Source organism: Micromonospora sp. NPDC050686 (assembly GCF_040654475.1).
GTDB lineage: Bacteria > Actinomycetota > Actinomycetes > Mycobacteriales > Micromonosporaceae > Micromonospora.
This window is the reverse complement of the sequence record NZ_JBFAID010000020.1, coordinates 53016-73685: the sequence shown is the minus strand read 5'-3', so window position 1 is coordinate 73685 and position 20670 is coordinate 53016. Positions and strand designations below refer to the sequence as shown.

Sequence of the window (20670 nt, the reverse complement as noted above, 5' to 3'; positions counted from 1 at the left end):
GCCACGCGCTCTGTGCCGGAACGCTAGGCGCGCAGCGGCACCGGGCGGATCGGGCCGCCGACCGGTTCCGGGGTCCGCCCCGGGGCGCAGCGCCGCGGCAATCTCCGTCTGGCGACCGATGAGGCGGGACCGGGTGCCGGCCTAGCATCCGGGGTGTGAATGGCTGGTCGAGGAGAACGGTGCTGCTGCTGATCGACGGCGGCATCGCCGCCGTGGTGCTGGCCGCACTGGTGGCGATGGTGAGCGTCCCCGGCGCGGCGCCGGCCGACCGGGCCGGCACGGTGCTGGCGATCGGGCTGGCCGTCGTCCAGGCCAGCTCGCTGCTGTGGCTGCGCCGGCGCCCGACGTACGCCCTCGCCGTGGCCGCGCTGGCCGGCGTGGGCCTGGAGGCGCTCAGCCCGCAGCTCGGCTGGCTGGGGCTGGTCGCGGTACCGCTGACCTACTACGCGCGGCTGCGCCCGCCGCGGGTGTCCCTGGTGGCGCTGGCCGTGCTGCTCGCGCCGACCCCGTGGAAGCTGGTCACCGGCGGCTGGCGGGACCTGCTGCTCGCTGTCGTCGGGGTGGGCCTCGGCTGGGCGATCGGCGAGGTGCAGCGCGGCCACGCCGAGCGGGTCCGGGCGCGGCGGCGGCAGGTGATCGGCCGGGAACGGGAGCGGATCTCCCGGGAACTGCACGACGTGGTAGCCCACCACGTCGCCGTCATCGCGGTGCAGGCGGCCGCCGCCGAGGACGTCTTCGACCAGCGTCCCGACCAGGCGCGCGCCGCCCTCGGCGCGATCCAGGTCGCGGCCCGGTCGGCGTTGACGGAGCTGCGGTCGATGCTGCACGCGCTGGCCGCCGACGCCGGGCCGGACCCGGCCGGACCGCAGCCCGGGCTGGCGCAGCTCGACGCGCTCGCCGACGCCGTGCAGGCGGTCGGCCTACGGGTCGTCGTCGACCGGCAGGGCCGCACCGAGGGCCTTCCCGAGGGGGTGGAGCTGTCGGCGTACCGGATCGTGCAGGAGTCGCTGACCAACGCGCTGAAGCACGGTCGGGCCACCCGGGCGGAGGTCCACGTCCGCTACGACGACGGCGTGCTCCGCCTGGAGGTACGCGACGACGGCAGCGCCCCGGTGCGGCGCGCCGAGGCGGGCGAGGGCCACGGCATCGTCGGCATGCGGGAGCGGGCCCGGCTGCTGGGCGGGACCCTCGACGCCGGTCCGCTGCCGGCCGGCGGTTTCCGGGTGGCCGCCCGGATCCCGGTGGCGGTCTGCCGATGACCGTCCGGGTGGTGATCGCCGACGACCAGGACCTGATCCGGGCCGGCCTGCGCATGGTCATCGACGCCCGGCCCGACCTCATCGTGGTCGGGGAGGCGGCCGACGGCGCGGAGGCCGTGGCGGTGGTGAACCGTACCCGCCCGGACGTGGTGCTGATGGACGTCCGGATGCCCCGGATGGACGGCATCGCGGCGACCCGGGAACTGGTGGCCGCCGGGCAGCCGGCCCGGGTCGTCGTGCTCACCACCTTCGACCTGGACGAGTTCGTCTACGCGGCGCTGCGCGCCGGGGCGAGCGCCTTCCTGCTCAAGGACACCCGGCCCGGTGACCTCGCGGAGGCGATCCGGGTGGTGGCCCGGGGTGACGCGCTGCTCGCCCCGACCGTCACCCGCCGGCTGCTGGACCGGTTCGCGGACCGGCTTCCCGGCCCGGCGGCCCCGGCCCGGCGGCTGGCCGCGCTGACCGCCCGCGAGGTGGAGGTGCTCACCCTGACCGCCCGGGCGTTGTCCAACGCCGAGATCGCCGCCCGGTTGCACCTGAGCACCGCCACGGTGAAGACCCACGTCTCGGCGATCCTCACCAAGCTCGGCCTGCGCGACCGGATCCAGGCCGTGGTCCTCGCGTACGAGGTGGGGCTGGTCCGGCCAGAGCCGCCGGCCGGGTGACCACCGGCGCTCATCGGCACAGGGCCGGCATGTCCGCCGCTGTCCGGCGCACGGGTGGACACGTGACGGCAACGAGGATTTCTCATTTACACCGCCTGAGCACCGCATCCCTCCTAGTGTTGGCCACACCGGTGCTAGTCACGGAGTTGGCCACCCGAACGACGTCCCATGCGGTCAGCGGACGAAAAGTGAGGGAAGACGCGTATGAAGGCACAGGCAGTTCTCGGCTCAGCGGCGGTCGGCGTGGGTCTCGGCACGCTTCTGCTCCCGGCGGTCGCGCTCGCGGACACCACCGTGTCACCGGCGACCACCCCGGTCGGCGGGACGGTCGTGCTCACCGCCACCACGTGCAATCCCAAGGACGGCGACGTGATCTTCCACGTCACCGGCCCGAACCGGGACCAGAACGTCCGGTCCACCACGGCGGCGGCGGGCGGCGGCCTGAGCGCCGAGCTGTTCACCGCCGGCTTCACGCTCGGCACGTACACCGTCGCCGCCACCTGCGGCAACGGCAGCTCCGCCGGCAGTGCCCAGTTCACCGTGACGCCGATCGGCGGCGCGCCCGCCGGTGGCGGCGGCAGCAGCGACGGCGGCACCACCGCCGCGGTGGCGTTCACCGCGGGCGGCGCGCTCCTGGGAGCCGGCGCCACCGGTCTGGTCGTGCTGCTGCGTCGCCGGCGTCACGCCGGCGCGGTGGCCTGAGGCCACCCGAACACCAGCCCTGGACGGCTGCCCGTGCCGGTGACACCGGCACGGGCACCGGGCCACGTCGGACGGAGGTGCCACCCTGCCACGGCCCTGCCGCGCCGACCCGTCGGCGCTCCGCTCGCGTGCCGCCTCGGCCGTCGCGGCGATCACCGTCGCCGTGGTGACCGGGGCCGGGCTGCTCGCCGCCGGGTTGAACCTCGCGCCGACGCCCCCGCCCCGCCCGGGATCCACCGCCGCGCCCGACCGGTCCATGCCGCCGGGCGCCGCGCTGTCCCGTTCCGTGCCGGTCCGGGTGGAGATCCCCGCGATCAGCGTACGGGCCGAGGTGGTCCCGGTCGCCGCCGACGCCGACGGGCGGCTGGAGGTGCCGCCGCTGGACCGGCCGACGGTCGCCGGCTGGTACCGGCCCGGGGCCAGCCCGGGCGAACCGGGCAACGCGGTGATCGTCGGGCACGTCGACTCGCTGCGCGGCCCCGCCGTCTTCTTCAACCTGGGCCGGCTGCGGGCCGGCGACACCATCCGGGTCACCCGCTCCGACGGCGACGTGGTCACGTTCACCGTCGACGGCGTCGGGTCGTACCCGAAGGACCGGTTCCCCACCGAACGGGTCTACGGCGGCGGCGACGCCGCCCGGCTGCGGCTGATCACCTGCGGCGGCCGCTTCGACCTGCGTCAGGGCGACTACCTGGACAACATCGTGGTCTTCGCCAGCCGGGTCCGCTGACCGCGCGGCACCTCGGGCGGCCCCGGCGGTCAGGACCCGAGGTCGGCCAGTTCCCCGGCCAGCAGCTCGGCCAGCCACGCGCTGCGCCCCGGATGCGACGACAGGGTCATCCCACGGCTCGGCATCTCCACCGTCATCAGCAGGTAGAGATGCAGTCGGTACAGCCCGAGCCGCCGACGTGCCCCGGCGTCCAGCGCCAGGGTCGCCGCCGATCGGTAACCGCGCAGCACGGCATCCTCGGGCTCGTCCTCCGCCCGCCGGGACAGCAGCGGCGAGACCAGGTCCATCAGCGGGTCGCCGTACAGGTGGCGCTCGCCGTCGACCAGGCCGCTCAGCCGCGGAATCCCGTCCGGCCCGGTCACCGCGAGCACGTTGCCCGCCCAGCCGTCGAAGTGCAGCAGCGCCGGGCGGCGTACCGCGTCGAGGACCTCGGCGTGCCGGGCGACCAGGGCGCGGATCCGGGCGGCCGGCACCGGCAACGGGACCTGCCAGTCCGCGGCGTCGGCGAGCAGGTCGTCGAGGATGGCGAGGAAGGCCGACCGCCAGGTCGGGCCGGACGTCCGGTGCGCGTCGTCGTAGCCGTACCGGTCGCCGGTGATCCGGTGCAACGCGGCCAGCGCCGCGCCCAGCTCCGCCCGCGCCGGTCCGGCGTCGATCCCCGCGCCGGTCAACGCGGGCAGGGTGCGGCCGGGCAGCAGCCCGGTGAGCAGCCAGTCGCCGAGCACCGGATCGCTGCCGTGGTGCAGCAGCGGCGGCACCGGCACCGCGGGTGCCCGGTCGGCGACCCGCCGCAGGTAGCGGGCCTCGGCGGCGATCAACCCGCGCTCGTACCGCAGCAGCGGCACCGCCGGCGCCGGCCCGACCTTGAGCACGACCCGCCGGCCGTCGGACAGCTCCACCCACCAGACCGCGGCGAACCCGCCCCCGGTCAGCGGCCCGCAGTCGGTCACCCCGGCGGTCCGGCCGAGGGACGCGGCCACGTACCGGGCGACCGCATCCGGATCGAGGAGTCGCTGCGTGGGGCTGACTGACTGGTCCATCAGCCGGACCTTAGTGGAGCCACCGGGCCGACGCCGTCCCCCGCCGTGCCGATCCCGGCCCCGCCACGCCGGGCGAGCCCGCTACGCCCCGGCGACCGACGCCGGATAGGTTGTCCCGCATGCGCTCGGCTCTGCTCACCGGCACGCTCGTCGCGGTGCTCGTCGGCACGCTCGGCTGCTCGGGCGGCGCCCCCGGGTCAGCGCCCGTCCCGGCCCGCCACCCGTTCCGCGACGCCCTCCTCGCCTCGGACCCCGGCCTGGCGGCAGCCGAGTGGCAACGGGCCCACGACGCCGGCTGGCTCGACCCGATCACCCGACGGCCCCAGGCCCGCTGGGTCGACGGCCCCGACGACCTGCCCGGACTGGTCCGGATGGTGCAGGGCGCGGAACAGAGCGGCAGCCTCGCCGTGCTGGTGCTGCGATACCTGCCGGATCGGGACTGCGCAGGGGCGGGCGCGGCCGACCCGGCCGCGTACGACGCGTTCATCGGCGCGGTGGTACGCGCGATCGGCGACCGCCAGGCGGCCGTGATCCTGGAGCCCGGGGCGCTGACCGGGGAATGCTTCGACGACGCTCGGGCGGCCCTGCTGAGCGGGGCGGTGGCCCGGCTGACCGACGCCGGGCAGTACGTCTACCTGGACGCCGGCGTCCCCTACCGGTCGGACGTCGGGGAGACGGCGGCCCGGCTGCGGCGCGCCGGCATCGACCGGGCCGAGGGTTTCGCGGTGAACGTCGGTGGCCGGGAACCGACCCCGTTCAGCCACCTGTGGGGGCTGGCCGTCTCCGACCGGGTGGGCGGGCGGGAGATGGTGATCGACACCGGCCGCAACGTCGGGAAGGCGCCGCCGGCCGACGCGTCGTGCAACCCGCCCCGCCGGGCGCTCGGCTATCCCCCCACCACGCGCACGAAGCTGGACCGGGTGGCGGCGCTGCTCTGGGTGAAACCACCGGGCGAGTCGGACGGTGACTGCGCGCGCGGCGAGCCGGCGGAGGGCGAGTTCTATCCGACCGTGGCCTGGGACATGATCGTCCGGGCACCCTGGCTCAGCCCCTTCGACCGGCGCCGCGCCGCGTCCACCCCGCGCCCGGAGCCGCCGCCGGTGCCCGGGCCCGACGGCGCCGCGATCCGCTAGAGCCGGTTCCCGGCCGGCGGCGCGACGGCGGACGGGACGGGGCGGCCCCGCACGGACCAGGGCCGGACCCCGGGTGAGCGGGGCCCGGCCCTGGCCGGTGTGGTGCGGTCGGTCAGCTGGCCAGCACGCTGCCGTGCCCCGTGGCCGGGGCGCTCTTGCCGGCGTTGTGCGACTTGCCCGGGGAACGCGGCATGCCGTTGACCGCCGAGGTGTCGTACGCGAACGTGATCACCGCGGTGGCGATCGCGTCGGCGTTGACGTCCAGGGCGACGGTGTTGACGTTGCCGTGCAGGTTGCCGAACTTGCCGTACAGCGCGCCGTCGGCACCGTCGGCAACCGGGGTACGGCTGTCGCAGGCCTGGTGGTAGCACGGGTCGTACGACTCACCCGCGACACCGCCGAACAGCGCGGCCTCCGCGGCGGTCTTCACGCCCTCCGCCCCGGTGAACAGGCCACCGGCCGGGATGTCCACCCCGGCGGCGATGAACGGCCCGTAGTCGGAGCGGCCGGTGAAGTCCGACGCCACCGTGGCCAGGCCACGGGAGGCGAAGAACCGCTCGAAGAGCGCCTCGATCTGCGCCGAACCCTCCGGGCCCGGCCCGGACCCGGACTGTGCCGAGTCGTCACCGTCGTACACACCGAACACGTAGTTCGGCGAGCCGACCATGTCGAAGTTCAGGTAGAGCGCGATGTCGGCGATCTGCTCGTCGGTCAGCTCCGCCACGTAGTGGTTGGAGCCGAGCAGGCCACCCTCCTCCGCACCCCACCAGGCGAACCGCACCGCGTTGTTGGGCTTCACCTTGGCCATCTGCAACGCGACCTCGAGCAGCGCCGCACTGCCGCTGCCGTTGTCGTTGTAGCCGGAGCCCTCCGGGACCGAGTCCAGGTGCGCCCCGGCCATCACCACGTTGTCGGTGCGGCCGTCGCGGGTCTGCGCGATCACGTTCTCCGTGGTACGCATCTCCGAGTGGGTGTCCGCCGTGAGCCGGACGACCAGGCCGGCGGTGTTGGCGAACGCCACGCCCCGGTCGAAGGAGACCGCGACCACCGGAATGCCCACGGGACCACCGAGGGTGCCGGCGAACAGGTCGAACCGGTCCGGGTTCGCCTGCCGGGTGCCGTTGCCCTGGTTCATGATGATCGCCCCGGCCGCGCCGGCCGCCTCGGCGTTGGCGGCCTTCTGCCCGAACGAGCAGGTGCCGCGCTGAACCAGGGCGACCTTGCCGGCCAGGTTCAGCCCGGCGAAGTCCGAAGCCTCGCAGCCGGAGCTGGACGCCGCCGGGCTGCCGAGGTTCAGGTCCACCGGGACGACACCGCCGGTGACGTCACCCGCCCCGGAGTACTCCATCAGGTCGTAGTCGACACCGTCCTGATAGGTGACCGAGTTGGGCGCCACCTGGGCGAACGTCGACCCGAACTCCTCGTAGAACGGGAACTCGAACGACTGCCGGGTGACCTGGTAGCCAGCCTTGGTCAGCTTGCCGGCGACGTAGTCGGCGCTGGCCGTGTAGCCGGGGGTGCCGGAGGCGCGGGTGCCCCCGTTGGCGTCGGCGATCGCCTGGAAGGCGTCGAGGTGACGCAGGACGCCGTCCACGGTGACGGCCTCGGTGAGCTTCTTGACTGAGTTGTTGTTGGGGTCGGCCTGGACCGGGGCCGTGAAGGCCATCGATCCGACGACGACGCCGGCGACAGCGCCGGCGAGCGTTCTCTGGACAGACACCACGATGTGCCGTACCTCCTTGGTGACGGGGACCGGCGCACCAGCTCCGTGCGTCGGTCCATGGACTGTAGACGCAGGTCACACCCGGTGGGAAGCGTTGCGTCGGTTCGGCCGGCCAGATCGAGCCGTTTCGTCGCCGACGGAAGTTATCCGGGTAGATCCGTCGATTCGGCTGACGAGGCGGAACGTCCCCGCGCGGCGCGTTTGGTCGGCGGGATGCGGGGAAGACGACTGCCCGCGCCGGCGGCCGGCCCCGCCCGTCCGTCGGCCGAGCGGTGCCCACGGACCCGCCGCCGGCGGGCAGCACCCGAGGAGGGACGACGATGGCCCAGGCGGCCAGCACAGGCGGCAGCGCCCGCAAGGCCTTGGGGGCGCGCCAGGCCCCGATGCCGAACCGGACCGCGGCGAAGAAGGCCGCGACCGCCACGAAACGGGCCAGCGGGGCGACCGCGGCTACGAACGCCGCGGAGAAGCCCAGGGCGACCACCGCGCGTACCGCCCGGAAGAAGGCCACCGCGGCGACGGCCACGCCGAGCCGCAAGCCGACGGCCCGGGCCACCGCCGCGAAGAACGCGCCGGCCAGCAAGCCGATCAACAAGAAGGCGCCGCGCAAGGCCGCGCCGGCCCGGGCCCGCGACACGGGTACGGGCAACCGGGCCCCGGCGAAGAAGGCGACGACCATGGAGTCGTTCGGCTCGCGCCGCTCCGCCCGCCGGACCACCGGCTGACGGCGCCGACGCGCCCACGCCACCCGCCCGCCGGGCCGGTCCACGGTGCCGGTCAGAATGGCCGGATGGCGAAACGTGGTGCCCGCCCCGGCGCGGCCGAGCATGCCCCGCCCTGCCCGTGCGGCTCCGGCCTGCCGTACGCGGGGTGCTGCGGGCGGCTGCACCGCGGGGAGGCGACCGCCGGGACCGCCGAGGCGCTGATGCGGTCCCGGTTCAGTGCCTTCGCCGTCGGTGACGCCGACTACCTGCTGCGCAGCTGGCACTCAAGCACCCGACCCGCCCGGCTCCGGCTCGACGCCGGGCAGCGGTGGACCCGCCTGGAGGTGGTCGACACCGAGCGGGGCGGGCTGTTCGACGCCGAGGGCAGCGTCGAGTTCCGCGCCCACTACAAGGAGGGCGGCCGGCCGGGCACCCTGACCGAGCACAGCCGCTTCGTCCGGGAGGACGGCCGGTGGGTCTACCTGGAGGCCCGGCCCGACTGAGGCCGGCGCCCGCAGCTGCGGCCTCGCCCCGCCGCCACCACCAGCACAACGGCTGGCCGGGCGTCAGTGCTGGCCGGCCCCGGTGCGCGGTGGCAGGCCGAGCCGCGCCACCGCCGCCGCCGCCAGCTCGTCGGGGGGCAGCCCGATGTCCAGCACCACCCCCGGCTCGTCCGGCTCGAGGTGCTCCAGGATCGCCCGCTGCGAGTCGAGCAGGCTGGCCGGCATGTAGTGCCCGGCCCGCCGGTCCAGCCGGTCCCGGATCAGCTCCACCTGCCCGTGCAGGTGGACGAACTCCACGTCGGGCGGGCCCTGCCGCAGCACGTCGCGGTAGGAACGCTTGAGCGCGGAGCAGGCCAGCACCGTGGAGATCCCCTCGGCGTGCCGGTCGGTCATCCAGCCGGCCAGGCGGCGCAGCCACGGCCAGCGGGCTTCGTCGTCCAGCGGGACGCCGGCGCGCATCCGCGCCACGTTGGCCGACGGGTGGAACTCGTCGGCCTCGGCGAACCGCAGCCCGGTCCGCTCGCTGATCCCCAGGGCCACGGTCGTCTTGCCCGCACCGGACACGCCCATCACCACGACATGCCGGACGGGTCGCCGGTCACCAGTCATGGACGGTGCCGTCCTTGAGCCGGTTGAACGGCAGGTACGCCGGCTGGTACGGGAACCCCGCCGCCGCCTGCTCGTCCAGCTCCACGCCGATGCCCGGCTGCTCCCCCGGGTGCAGGTATCCGTCGGTGAAGGTGAACGACTGCCGGAACACCTCGTTGGTCAGCGGCCCGTGCGGCATGTACTCCTGGATGCCGAAGTTGTGGATGGCCAGGTCCAGGTGCAGCGCCGCGGCCATCCCGACCGGCGAGATGTCGGTCGGCCCGTGGATGCCGGACTTGATCTGGTACTGCGCGGCGAAGTCGAGCAGCCTGCGCATGGCCGTGATCCCCCCGGTGTGGGTGACGGCGGACCGGACGTAGTCGATGAGCTGTTCCCGGATCAGCGTCTGGTAGTCCCACACCGTGTTGAAGACCTCGCCGATGGCCAGCGGCGTGGTGGTGTGCTGGCGGACCAGCCGCAGCGCCTCCTGGTTCTCCGCCGGTGTGCAGTCCTCCAGCCAGAACAGGTCGTACGGCTCCAGGGCCTTGCCGAGCCTGGCGGCCTGGATCGGGGTCATCCGGTGGTGCCCGTCGTGCAACAGCGGCAGCTCGGGCCCGAACTCGTTGCGCACCGCCTCGAAGACCCCGGGCAGGTGACGCAGGTAGGCGCGGGTGTCCCAGTCCTCCTCGGCGGGCAGCGGGATGCGCTGGGCCGGCTCGTAGTCGTACCGCTTGCCGCCGGCGCCGGACTGGGCCGCGACGCCGTAGACGGCGTTGATGCCGGGCACCGAGGTCTGGATCCGGATCGAGCGGTAGCCCAGCTCCAGGTGGCGGCGCACGGAGTCGAACAGCTCCGGCAGGTCCCGCCCGGAGGCGTGCCCGTACGCCATGACGCCGGTCCGGGACGCGCCGCCCAGCAGTTGGTAGAGCGGCAAGCCGGCGACCTTGGCCTTGATGTCCCAGAGCGCGACGTCGACGGCCGCGATGGCGGCCATGGTGACCGGCCCGCGCCGCCAGTACGCCGAGCGGTAGAGGAACTGCCAGGTGTCCTCGATCCGGTGCGGGTCGCGCCCGATCAGCAGCGGGACGACGTGGTCGGCGAGGTACGCGGCGACGGCGAGTTCGCGGCCGTTGAGGGTGCCGTCCCCCAGCCCGGTGATCCCCTCGTCAGTGGTGATCTTGAGGGTGACGAAGTTGCGGTCGGGGCTGCAGACGACGACATCCGCTGCGACGATCTTCACGGGGGGTGCCTTTCTCGGGGTGGTGCGGGGCGTGCCGGGCACGCCCCGGTCAGCGAAGGGTGTCGCCGGGCTGCCGGCCGTCCAGCAGGGACAGCTCGTCGCGGCGGGGCAGGGCCTCCCAGTCGCCGTGGCCGGCGACGGCGAAGGCCCCGAGGGTGACCGCGCGGCGCAGCCGCCCGGCGAGGTCGAGTCCGTCCAGGTGGCCGGAGAGGTAGCCGGCGGTGAAGGCGTCGCCGGCGCCGACGGTGTCCACCGCGGTGACCGGCACCGCCGGCGCGTGCCGCACCCCGTCGCGGGTGTACGCGCGGGCGCCCTCGCCGGCGAGCTTGACCAGCACGGTCTCCACCCCCCGGTCGAGCAGCCCGGCCACCACGGTCGGCTCGTCCGCGCCCGCCGCGCCGACCAGGTCCAGTTCGTCGGCGGAGGCCACCACGACCGAGGCGTGCCCGGCCAGCGCGCCGAGGGTGGCCCGGGCGGCGCCCCGGTCCCAGAGCCGCGCCCGGTGGTTGACGTCGAGGCAGACCAGGACACCGGCGCGGGACGCGGTCTCCGCCGCCCAGGCGGTGGCCGCCCGGGCACTTTCGGACAGCGCCGGGGTGATCCCGGTCAGGTGCAACACCCGGGCGCCGGCGGCGAACGCCCGGCGCAGGTCGTCGACGGTGAGCGCCGAACCGGCGGAGCCGGCCCGCTGGTAGGTCACCCGGGTCAGGTCCGCGGTCCGCCGCTCCACGAACATCAGCCCGGCCGGCCGCCGGGGATCCCGGACGACGTGGTCGACGCCGACGCCTTCGGCGCGCAGCTGCCGCAGCAGGTGCCCGCCGAGTTCGTCGTCGCTGACCCGGCCGGCGAAGGCGGCCCGGTGGCCGAGCCGGGCGACGCCGATGGCCACGTTGGACTCGGCGCCGGCCAGGTGCATGGTCAGCGCGCCGCCGGTGGCCAGCGGGCCGGCCGACCGGAGCGAGACCAGCGCCTCGCCGAAGGTGAGCAGGTCGACGGCGGTCATGACCCGGCGGCCAGGTAGGCCCGGGCTCGCCGGCGCAGGGCGTCGAGGTCGCCGCCGGAGGCCGCGTCGCCGACGAGCGGGCCGCCGACGCCGACGGCGATCGCGCCGGCGGCGAGGTAGCCGGGCAGCTCGGCGAGGCCCACCCCGCCGACCGCGACGAACGGGATGTCCGGGAACGGATCGCGCAGCGCCTTCAGGTACGCCGGCCCGCCCAGCGACGCCGGGAACAGCTTCACCACGCTCGCCCCCGCCCGGATCGCGGCGTACGCCTCGGTGGGGGTGAGCGCCCCGGCGGCCACCGGGAGCCCCCGGTCGGCCGCCGCGCCGATCGAGTCGACGACGGCGGGGGTGACGACGAAATCGGCGCCGGCCGCGGCGACGTCGGCGACGTCGGCCCGGGTGAGCACGGTGCCGGCGCCGACCAGCGAGCCGGGCGGGGCGGCCGCCCGGATGGCGGCGATGGCGTCGCAGGCGCGGGGCGTGGTGAGGGCCACCTCCACCACCCGGACGCCTTCGGCCAGCAGGGCGCTGCCGGTGGCCACCGCGGCGGTGGGGTCGGTGCCGCGGATCACCGCCAGCAGGCGGGTGTCGGTCAGTTCGGCGGTGAGATCGAGGGTCATCTGGTCACCATTCCGCGTAGGAGCCGTCGCGGTGTCGCCACATCGGGCTGCGCCAGGCGTGACCGCGCTGGTCGGCGGCGCGGACCGCCCGCTCGTCCACCTCGATGCCGAGGCCGGGGGCGGTGAGCCGCTCGACGTACCCGTCGACGAAGGCCAGCGGGGTCTTGTCCAGGCAGTAGTCGAGCACCTCGGCGCCGAGGTTGTAGTGGATGCCGACGCTCTGCTCCTGGATCAGGTAGTTCGGCGTGGCGAAGCCGACCTGGAGGCAGGCCGCGAGGGCGATCGGACCGAGCGGGCAGTGCGGGGCGAGCTGGACGTCGTACACCTCGGCGAGCGCGGCGATCTTGCGTACCTCGGTGATGCCGCCGGCGTGCGAGAGGTCCGGCTGTGCGACCGCGATGCCGGCCTGGAGGACCGGCAGGAACTCCTGCCGGCTGTACAGCCGCTCGCCGGTGGAGACCGGGGTGGTGGTGGAGCGGACGAACTCGCCGATCAGGTGGGAGTTCTCCGGTACGACCGGCTCCTCCAGGAAGAACGGCCGGAACGGCTCCAGCAGCGGGGCGACCCGGCGGGCACTGGCCAGGGTGAACCGGCCGTGGAAGTCGATGGCGACGTCCCGGTGCTCGCCGAGCACCTCGCGGGCGGCGGCCACCCGGGCCACCACCCCGTCCAGCTCGGCCACCGAGGCGACCGGGCTCATCTTCCCGGCGGCGTTCATCTTCACCGCGGTGAGGCCGGCTTCGACCTGCGCGGCGATGTGGTCGCGTACCTCGGCGGGGTCGTCGCCGCCGACCCAGCCGTAGACCCGGATCCGGTCCCGGACCGGGCCGCCGAGCAGCTGGTGCACCGGGGCGCCGAAGTGCTTGCCGGCGATGTCCCACAGCGCCTGGTCGAGGCCGGCGACCGCGCTGGCCAGGATCGGCCCACCCCGGTAGAAGGCGCCCTTGGTGAGCACCTGCCAGTGGTCCTCGATCCGCAGCGCGTCCCGGCCGATCAGCAGCTCGGCGAGCTGCTCGACGGCGGTCCGGACGGTCTCGGAACGGCCCTCGCAGGTGGCCTCGCCCCAGCCGACGATGCCGGAGTCGGTCTCGACGCGGACGAAGAGCCAGCGGGGGGCGACCAGGAAGGTCTCGATGCGCACGATGGTGGTCACGTCGGCTCAGCCCTTCGTCGCGCCGGCGGTGAGGCCGGAGACCACGTACTTCTGCACGAACAGGGCGATCACCATGATCGGCAGGGTGACCACGGTGGCCGCGGCCATCAGGCCGCCCCAGTCGATGCTGGCGTAGCCGACGAAGTCGAAGATCGCCACGGGCAGGGTCTTGGTGTGGGCGTCGGAGAGCACCAGGGCGAACATGAAGTTGTTCCAGGAGAAGATGAACGACAGGATCCCGGCGGTGGCCACGCCGGGCACGGACAGCGGCAGGGTGATCCGGCGGAACGCGCCGATGTGGGTCAGCCCGTCGACCAGCGCCGCCTCCTCCAGTTCCGCGGGGAGGCCGTCGAAGTAGCCCATCATGATGTACACGATCAGCGGCAGTGAGACGAACATGTGGCTGAGGATCAGCACCCCGAAGCCGCCGACCATCTTCAGGTTGGAGAAGACGTAGTACCAGGGCACCAGCAGCGAGACGCCGGGGATCACCCGGGCCATCAGGACCACCAGCGCGGACTTGCGCATGTTGAACCGGCTCATCGAGTACGCGGCCGGCACGCCCAGGATCAGCGACGCCACGGTGGCGGCGAAGGCCACCCAGAGGCTGTTGCCGATGAACTGGACGTAGTTCGCCTGCTGGAGCACGGTGGCGTAGTTGTCCAGGGTGGGTGAGAATGCCAGCGCCTTGCCGGTGTCGTAGATGTCGACGTTGGTCTTGAACGACGCGGCGATCATCCAGAGCAGCGGCGCCGTCAGCGACAGCACCACCACGACCAGCGCCACCACCCGGAACACCTTGTACGGGCTACGCGGCCTCATCGCTGCGCCTCCTTGCGCCGGGCGGTCAGGGCCCACATCGACCCGATGATGATCAGGAAGAACAGGATGAGGACGGTGGAGGAGACGCCGTACTCGTTGTAGTCGAAGCTCAGTCCGTAGGCGTACACGTTGAGCGTCTCCACCTCGTGGAACGAGCCGCCGCCGCGGCCCTTGGTGGCGTAGAGGATGTCGAAGGTCTTCAGCGCGTCGATGCCGCGCAGCAGGATCGCCACCAGCACCGTGGGCATCAGCAGCGGCAGGGTGACGTGGCGGAACCGCTGCCAGGTGCTGGCGCCGTCGATGAGGGCGGCCTCCTGCGGCTCGTCGGACAGCGAGGTGAGACCGGCGAGCAGGATCAGCACCACCATCGGAGTCCACTGCCACACGTCGATGAAGATGGTGGTGGGCAGCGCCGTGTGCTGGCCGGCGAGCCAGGGCTGGGGGCCGATGCCGACCCAGCCGAGCGCCTGGTTGGCCAGGCCGATGTTCGGGTCGAAGATGAGCCGCCACATCATGCCGACCGCGACCGGGGTGGCGACCAGCGGCATCAGGATGGCCAGCCGCACCCACTTCTCGCCCTTGAACGGGCGCCACAGCAGCAGCGCGATCGCCATGCCGAGCCCCACCTCGAACAGCAGGGCCGCCAGGGTGAAGGTGCCGGTGCGGGCGACGGCGGGCCAGAACCGGTCGGTGTCCGAGAGCACGTCCAGGTAGTTGCGGAAGCCGACGAACTCGCTCTCGGCGCGGACGGAGCCCTCGGCGTCGGTGAGGCTGAGGTAGCCGGTCCAGGCCAGCGGGAAGATGATCAACACGGCGACGAAGGCCATGGCCGGCGCCGCGAAGAGCCACTTGCGATGGTCGTTCGCCCAGCGCGCCCAGCCCGGGGTGTCGGGCATGACGCCGACGCCGCCGGCGGCGCGGGTGGGGGTGGTGACGGTTGACATGAGATCTCCGGGGTGGGCGGGCCGACGGGAATACGCGGGTGGCGGGGCCGGCGACCCCGCCACCCGCGCGGCGGCTTATCTGGCCTCGTCGTCCAGGAACTTCTGGAACGCCTCGTTGGCCTTGTCGGCGGAGCCCGCGGCGTCCTTGCCGGCGATCGCGTCGACGATCGGCTGGCCGACGATCTCGCGAGCCTCGGCGACCTTCACCACGATGGGCCGGTCGTGGGCGACGCCGGCCTTGTTGCTCTCGGCGATCGCCTCGACCATGTCCTTCGGGTAGTTCGCGGTGCCCTCCGGGTTGTTCCAGACCGAGGTGCGGGCGCTCGGCACGCCTGCCTTCTGCAGCGCGAGGGTCTGCTCCTTGCCGGTGGCCCACTCGATGAACTTCCAGGCGTTGCCCTTGTTCTCCGAGCTGTCGTTGACCCCCAGCGCCCAGGACGGGATGTTGTACGGCTTCGATCCGGCCGGGCCGGCCGGGAAGGGCGCGAAGCCCACCGTGTCGGAGACCTTGGACTTGGCCGGGTCGGTGGCGTTCTTGTACAGCGAGTTGGCCTCGGTGTAGAAGGCCGCCTTGCCCTGGGTGAAGATGGCCATCGCCTCGGGCCAGCCCATGTCGGTGCTGACGTTGGCGGGACCGGAGTCCCTGATCAGCCCGCCGTAGAAGCCGTACGCCTGCTTGGCGGCGTCGCTGTTGACCGTGGCCTTGCCGCTGCCGTCGACGAAGTCACCGCCGAAGCTGTACAGGAAGCTGGAGAACTGGGTGACCGCCGCCGACTTGCCGGTGCGGGCGACGAAGCCCGCGGTGCCGGGCTCGGCCGCCTTGATCTTCGCGGCGGCGGCCTTCAGCTCGTCGAGGGTCTTCGGCGGGGCGCTCAGGCCGGCCTTGGCGAGCAGGTCCTTGCGGTAATAGAGGACCTCCTGCTCGGTGATGATCGGGACGCCGACCGGCTTGCCCTCGTACGAGGTGGCCTCGACCGGGCCGGCCTGGAAGTCGGCGAAGTCCCAGTTCTGGTTGGACTTCACCTGCTCCGACAGGTCGGCGAGGTACTTGTTCTTGGCGAACAGCTTCCCCTCCTGCAGGGGGCGGTACATCATCACGTCGATCTCGGACGAGCCGGCGTTGAGCTTGACGTTGTACTGGTCGGAGAGCTGGTCCTCGCCGAGCTGGGTGACGTCCACCTTGAGCCCGGTCTGCTTCTCGAACTCGGGCAGGGCCTTCTTGATGCTCTCGGTCCAGACGTGGTTCGCCAAGGTCACCCGGACCGTCGTCGAGGCGCCGCTGTCGTCGCCGCCACCGCCACAGGCCGACAGGCCGAGGGCGGCAACCATCGCCAGACAAGTTCCGAATATGGATCGACGTCGCACGCCCATCTCCTTCTGTCGTGGCCCCGCCCGGGGGGGTGGAGCGCCACATCGTTGTAACGTCCGCTTAACGACCGGATGCTAGGCCGATAAAGCTGATTTATTCAAGAGGTGATCACGAACTGATATGATCCGACGCGTGGATCAGTCCTCATCAGGGGTCACACCCGCCCAATACGCCCCTGCCGAGGCCGGGCTGCACGGCCGCGTACTCGACCACCTCGGCACCGCCATCTGCGGAGGCGAGGTGCCGGCCGGCTCCGTCCTGAACATCGACGACCTGGTCGACCGGTACGCGGTCTCCCGATCGGTGATCCGCGAGGTGCTACGGGTGCTCGCGTCGATGGGATTCGTCGAGACCCGGCGCCGGGTCGGGGTGCTGATCCGGCCCGCCGAGGCATGGAACGTCTTCGACCCGCAGGTGATCCGCTGGCGGCTCGCCTCCGCCGGGCGGATGGCCCAGCTGCGCTCCATCACCGAGCTGCGGACCGCGGTCGAGCCGCACGCCGCCTGGCTGGCCGCCGGCCGGATCGGCCACGACGAGGCCAGCGAGCTGGTCGGGCTGGCAGCCAAGATGTGGGCCGCCGGGCAGGCCGGCGACGAGGACCGCTTCCTCAGGCTGGACATCGAGTTCCACCGGCGGGTGCTCGCCGGCTCCGGGAACGAGATGTTCGGGAAACTGCAGGAGCTGGTCGCCGAGGTGCTGACCGGCCGGCACCACTACCGCCTGATGCCGCACCACCCGCACGAAAAGGCGCTGCAACTGCACGCCGACGTGGCGCAGGCGATCCAGCGCCGCGACGGCGATCGGGCCCGCGCCGCCATGGTGCGGATCATGGAGCAGGCGTTCGACGAGATGAAGTCGATGTGGGAGCAGACCGGGGACGGCTGACCGCCGACGCGGGGGCCTCAGCCGAGGGCGCGCGCCGCCCGGACGATGGCGTCCACCCCGATGCCCGCCCGGTCCATCTGCTGCGTCGGCGTCCCGGAGCCGGGCAGGCCGCGTACGGCCAGGTGGGTGACCCGCAGCGGTTCCGCGACGTCGGCGAGCGCCTCGAGCACGGCGGACCCCAGCCCGCCCTCGGGGTAGTGGTCCTCGACCACGACCAGCCGGCCGCCGGTGTCCCGCACGGCATCGAGCAGCCGCCGGCGGTCGAGCGGCTTGACCGAGTAGAGGTCGACGACCAGCGTCTCGATCCCCTCGCGGGCCAGCTCCTCCGCGGCGGAGAGGCAGTTGTGCACCGTCACTCCGGCGCCGATCAGCGCGACGTCACCGCCACCCCGCAGCAGCCTGCTGCCGCCGATCGGGAAGTCGTCGTCGTTGTCGTAGAGCACCGGGTACTTGCCGCGGGTGGTGCGCAGATAGCTGATTCCGGGGTGGTCGGCCAGCTGGGCGACGAGGGCGGCGCAGGAGACGGCGTCGCTGGGATACAGGACGGTGGACCCGTGCACGGCGCGCATCGCGGCGAGGTCCTCCAGCCCCATCTGGGAGGGGCCGTCCGGCCCGATCTCCACCCCGGCATGCGAGCCGGCCAGCGCCAGGTCGGCCTGCGAGATGGCGGCCATGCGGACGAAGTCGTAGGCGCGGGACAGGAACGCGGCGAAGGTGGCCGCGAAGGGCCGGTAGCCGCGCACCTGGAGTCCCACCGCGGCGGCGACCAGTTGCTGCTCGGAGATGAACATCTCGAAGAAGCGGTCCGGGTACGCCGCGCCGAACCTCTCCGTCCGGGTGGAGTCGCTGACCTCGCCGTCCAGGGCCACCACGTCGGGCCGAGCGCCCAGGGCGCGCAGCGCGTCCCCGTAGGCGTCCCGGGTGGCCACCTTCGTTCCCTTGTCGTACCGGGGCAGGTCCGGGGGTTCCGCGACGGAGGCGGGGGCGGGCGGGGCGGGCTCCGGGCGGGGACCGGCGACCCGGATCGTGCGTGCCCCGCCGAGCGCCTGCACGGCCCGCTCCGCCATGTCCGGTGGGAGCGCCTTGCCGTGCCAGCCCGGCTTGTTCTCGACCTCGGGCACGCCCCTGCCCTTGACGGTCCGGGCCAGCACCACGGTCGGGCCGGTCGCCTGTCGGGCCCGGCCCAGCGCCTCGTCGACGGCGACCAGGTCGTGGCCGTCGACGACGATCCCCTGGCAGCCGAACGCCTCGACCCGCCGCCGGTAGGTGTCCAGGTCCCATTCCAGCTCGGTCGGCCCGCGCTGCCCCAGCCGGTTGACGTCGACGATGGCGGTGAGGTTGCCCAGCCCGTAGTGGCCGGCCTTGTCCAGCGCCTCCCAGACGGAGCCCTCGGCCATCTCGCTGTCGCCGCACAGCGCCCAGACGTGGAACGGCAGGCGGTCGAGGTACCGGCCGGCGAGCGCGATCCCGACGCCGACGGGCAGTCCCTGGCCGAGCGAGCCGGTGGCGACGTCCACCCAGGGCAGCACCGGGGTGGGGTGGCCCTGCAGACGCGACCCCGACTGGCGGTAGGTCTCCATCAGCTCCTGCTCGCTGATCGCGCCCACGGCCCGGAAGACCGCGTACAGCAGGGGTGAGGCGTGGCCCTTGGAGAAGATCAGATGGTCGTTGGCCCGGTTGCCGGGGTGGCTCCAGTCGTAGCGCAGGTGCCGGGAGATCAGCACCGCGAGCAGGTCGGCAGCGGAGAGGCTGGAGGTCGGGTGACCAGACCCGGCCCGGGTGCTGCACCGGATCGCATCCACCCGCAGCTGGGCGGCGAGCTCGCTGATCCGGGCGAGTTCCTCCCGGGGCAGGGTTCGTTCCGCTTCCATCGTCACCGGCATCGCCTCCGTCGTCGGCTCCGCTCGGCCAGCTCTTCGGCAAGGCCCGGCGGGCCGCCTGGCCCGGACCGCTCCCGCTGACCGCCCTGCGCCCCACCGTAATGAGACACGGGCGGTTCTGTCCGGTAACTAGCGGTTTACGATCCGGGCCGAGCGGGTCAGCCGTGCCGGCCGGTGGATCTTGCGGCCTACGCCGGCGTGAAACTGGGCGGTCGCGCCGCCCGTCGAGGTCGGCGCGTCACTGCCTGCTGACCCGCCCGGTGGGGCCTCCCGGCCGCCCGGATCGCGCCCGGCCGAGCGGGTCGGCGCGGCGGCGCCGGACGGCGATCGGCACACCGGCCATCGCCAGGTACGGGATCGCGGCGACCACGAACGCCCAGCGGTGCCCGCCCGCCGTGGCGACCACGGCGTAGCCGCCGTAGACCGCCATGATGGTCAGGTCGGTGGCCATCCCGGCCAGCGAGGTGACGGTGGCCCGGCTCGGCCCGGTGATCCGCGCCTGCAGGCGCGCGTCGGCCAGCACGGTGGCCAACTGGAAGCCGCCGAGCGCCGCCGCGACCAGCACCAGCCCGGCCGGGTGGCCGGAGCCGGCGCCCAGCGCGAGGGCCACCGCCGAGGCGGCCAGCAGGCCGGCGTTTCCGGTGGCGCCGAGTCGCTCCCCCAGCGGGGCGAGCAGCCCGCCCACGGTGACCCCGGCCAGGACCAGCGCGACCAGGGCCGGCACCGCCGCCGCCGGGACGCCGGTCTCCCGGATCAGCAGCGGCGTGTACTCGTCGAGCGCGCCCCAGACCGCGGCGACCACGGCGACGAGCAGCACGGCCGCCCGTACGGAGCGGTCGGCGCGGGCCTCGGTGAGGCCGGCCCGCAGGCTGGCCACCCAGCCCAGTTCCGCCTCCTCCTCGGCCGGGTCGCCGCCTCCCGGGTCGCTGGCGGTCGGCGGCCGGCGGTGCTCCGGGAAACGCCCGGCGGCCAGGGCGGCGAGCAGGCAGACCAGCACGCTGGCCCCGCCGACGGCCGGGTAGCCGCCGACGGCCAGCACCGGCCCGGCCAGCGCCGCGGCGGCCAGCGCGCCGACCACCCCGGCCGTCCTCGCCCGGCCCATGGTGCGGGCGTAGCGGCCGGCCGCGCCGAGCCGGTCGAGTTCGGTGTAGACCAGTGCCTCCAGCGAGCCCGAGTTCAGCGCGCCGCCGATGCCCCAGAGCACGAAGCCGACGGCGAACGTCGGGTACGACGGCAGGACCACCCAGATGGCGAAGGCGGCCCCGGGCAGCAGCGGGGCGAGCCGGAGCAGCAACCGGCCGGAGACCGCGTCGGCCAACGCCCCGGAGGGCACCTCCATCGCGATGCTGGTGGCCGACCAGAGCACGAAGAGCGAGGAGATCTGCCCGACGGAGAGCCCGGTGTCGGTGAACAGCAGGGAATAGAGCGGGTAGAGCAGGACGACGTCGGTGAGGAACGTGTAGCCGTAGAGAGTGGTCGCCAGGCGGCGCACGCGGGTGTCGGGCACCCGCGCGGAGACGACGGTCATGAGGCCTTCCAGAGGACGGGAGCGGACGCCGACAGGGTGCGGCGACCGCGGCGGCCCGCGGTTACGGCCTCTGGCTACGGATCAACATCGCCAGGTCATGGTGGCGATGGTAGTCGCCGGACCCGGCCGGCGGGGCCCCGGCAAACACCGCCGGACCCGGCCGGCGGGGCCCCCGGAAA

At 73.7% G+C, this 20670-nt stretch carries 19 protein-coding genes and 1 pseudogene; 8 read left to right on the top strand and 12 right to left on the bottom strand.

What is annotated here, in order from left to right; genetic code table 11:
• Window positions 1–155 precede the first annotated feature (155 nt).
• The 4 genes from AB0H57_RS15925 to AB0H57_RS15910 all read left to right on the top strand — a co-directional run bounded on the left by AB0H57_RS15925 (window position 156) and on the right by AB0H57_RS15910 (window position 3356).
• Window positions 156–1259, top strand: coding sequence for a sensor histidine kinase (locus AB0H57_RS15925; protein WP_357506917.1), 1104 nt, complete (start codon window positions 156–158; stop codon window positions 1257–1259).
• A complete protein-coding gene (locus AB0H57_RS15920) occupies window positions 1256–1924 on the top strand; it encodes a response regulator transcription factor (protein WP_357506915.1) in 669 nt (222 codons plus the stop codon). Before AB0H57_RS15925 ends, AB0H57_RS15920 begins: the two co-directional genes overlap by 4 nt.
• A 204-nt stretch (window positions 1925–2128) precedes the next feature.
• The gene (locus AB0H57_RS15915; RefSeq protein ID WP_357506913.1) at window positions 2129–2626 is read left to right on the top strand and encodes a hypothetical protein; all 498 of its coding nucleotides are present in this window, start codon (window positions 2129–2131) and stop codon (window positions 2624–2626) included.
• A gap of 166 nt (window positions 2627–2792) precedes the next feature.
• Window positions 2793–3356: a class F sortase gene (locus tag AB0H57_RS15910; RefSeq protein WP_357506911.1), complete on the top strand. Its 564-nt coding sequence runs from the start codon at window positions 2793–2795 to the stop codon at window positions 3354–3356.
• A 29-nt stretch (window positions 3357–3385) separates the two neighbouring features.
• Here the strand turns inward: AB0H57_RS15910 and AB0H57_RS15905 are convergent, their stop codons facing one another.
• On the bottom strand, window positions 3386–4396 hold the full coding sequence (locus tag AB0H57_RS15905) for a phosphotransferase (RefSeq protein ID WP_357506909.1): 1011 nt from the start codon (window positions 4394–4396) through the stop codon (window positions 3386–3388).
• A gap of 119 nt (window positions 4397–4515) precedes the next feature.
• Between AB0H57_RS15905 and AB0H57_RS15900 the strand changes: the two genes are divergently transcribed.
• Complete coding sequence (locus tag AB0H57_RS15900; RefSeq protein WP_357506907.1) at window positions 4516–5529, top strand: glycoside hydrolase family 6 protein; 1014 nt, start codon at window positions 4516–4518, stop codon at window positions 5527–5529.
• A 238-nt stretch (window positions 5530–5767) separates the two neighbouring features.
• On the opposite strand, the pseudogene AB0H57_RS15895 reads toward AB0H57_RS15900, so the two are convergent.
• Window positions 5768–7084, bottom strand: a pseudogene (locus AB0H57_RS15895) (M28 family peptidase); the annotation flags it as partial.
• Window positions 7085–7572: 488 nt separating this feature from the next.
• On the opposite strand from AB0H57_RS15895, the gene AB0H57_RS15890 reads away from it, so the two are divergent.
• Entirely contained in the window at window positions 7573–7977 is a 405-nt protein-coding gene (locus tag AB0H57_RS15890) for a hypothetical protein (protein ID WP_357506905.1), read from the top strand.
• A 65-nt stretch (window positions 7978–8042) separates the two neighbouring features.
• Window positions 8043–8459 (top strand): YchJ family protein, encoded by a 417-nt coding sequence (locus tag AB0H57_RS15885; protein WP_357506903.1) that lies wholly within the window; start codon window positions 8043–8045, stop codon window positions 8457–8459.
• A 63-nt stretch (window positions 8460–8522) separates the two neighbouring features.
• Here AB0H57_RS15885 and AB0H57_RS15880 read toward each other — a convergent pair whose 3' ends face one another.
• The 8 genes from AB0H57_RS15880 to AB0H57_RS15845 form a co-directional block, all read right to left on the bottom strand.
• Window positions 8523–9068 carry a gluconokinase gene (locus AB0H57_RS15880; protein WP_357506901.1) on the bottom strand — a complete coding sequence of 182 codons (546 nt, stop codon included), beginning with the start codon at window positions 9066–9068 and terminating at the stop codon, window positions 8523–8525.
• On the bottom strand, window positions 9058–10287 hold the full coding sequence (gene manD / locus AB0H57_RS15875) for a D-mannonate dehydratase ManD (RefSeq protein WP_357506899.1): 1230 nt from the start codon (window positions 10285–10287) through the stop codon (window positions 9058–9060). Before manD ends, AB0H57_RS15880 begins: the two co-directional genes overlap by 11 nt.
• Before the next feature lie 49 nt (window positions 10288–10336).
• Window positions 10337–11290: a sugar kinase gene (locus AB0H57_RS15870; RefSeq protein WP_357506897.1), complete on the bottom strand. Its 954-nt coding sequence runs from the start codon at window positions 11288–11290 to the stop codon at window positions 10337–10339.
• On the bottom strand, window positions 11287–11910 hold the full coding sequence (locus AB0H57_RS15865; protein ID WP_357506895.1) for a bifunctional 4-hydroxy-2-oxoglutarate aldolase/2-dehydro-3-deoxy-phosphogluconate aldolase: 624 nt from the start codon (window positions 11908–11910) through the stop codon (window positions 11287–11289). Before AB0H57_RS15865 ends, AB0H57_RS15870 begins: the two co-directional genes overlap by 4 nt.
• Before the next feature lie 4 nt (window positions 11911–11914).
• Window positions 11915–13063 (bottom strand): galactonate dehydratase, encoded by a 1149-nt coding sequence (dgoD, locus tag AB0H57_RS15860; protein ID WP_357506893.1) that lies wholly within the window; start codon window positions 13061–13063, stop codon window positions 11915–11917.
• Between the two features lie 6 nt (window positions 13064–13069).
• Window positions 13070–13885: a carbohydrate ABC transporter permease gene (locus AB0H57_RS15855; protein ID WP_357506891.1), complete on the bottom strand. Its 816-nt coding sequence runs from the start codon at window positions 13883–13885 to the stop codon at window positions 13070–13072.
• Window positions 13882–14829 (bottom strand): sugar ABC transporter permease, encoded by a 948-nt coding sequence (locus tag AB0H57_RS15850; protein ID WP_357506889.1) that lies wholly within the window; start codon window positions 14827–14829, stop codon window positions 13882–13884. Before AB0H57_RS15850 ends, AB0H57_RS15855 begins: the two co-directional genes overlap by 4 nt.
• A gap of 75 nt (window positions 14830–14904) precedes the next feature.
• Complete coding sequence (locus AB0H57_RS15845) at window positions 14905–16194, bottom strand: sugar ABC transporter substrate-binding protein (RefSeq protein ID WP_357506887.1); 1290 nt, start codon at window positions 16192–16194, stop codon at window positions 14905–14907.
• 136 nt (window positions 16195–16330) lie between these two features.
• Here AB0H57_RS15845 and AB0H57_RS15840 point away from each other — a divergent pair, with 136 nt between their 5' ends.
• The gene (locus AB0H57_RS15840; protein ID WP_357506885.1) at window positions 16331–17083 is read left to right on the top strand and encodes an FCD domain-containing protein; all 753 of its coding nucleotides are present in this window, start codon (window positions 16331–16333) and stop codon (window positions 17081–17083) included.
• Window positions 17084–17100: 17 nt separating this feature from the next.
• Here the strand turns inward: AB0H57_RS15840 and AB0H57_RS15835 are convergent, their stop codons facing one another.
• Both AB0H57_RS15835 and AB0H57_RS15830 read right to left on the bottom strand, forming a co-directional pair.
• Complete coding sequence (locus AB0H57_RS15835) at window positions 17101–18954, bottom strand: transketolase (RefSeq protein WP_357506964.1); 1854 nt, start codon at window positions 18952–18954, stop codon at window positions 17101–17103.
• Window positions 18955–19201: 247 nt separating this feature from the next.
• Complete coding sequence (locus tag AB0H57_RS15830; protein WP_357506883.1) at window positions 19202–20491, bottom strand: MFS transporter; 1290 nt, start codon at window positions 20489–20491, stop codon at window positions 19202–19204.
• Between the last annotated feature and the right edge of the window lie 179 nt (window positions 20492–20670).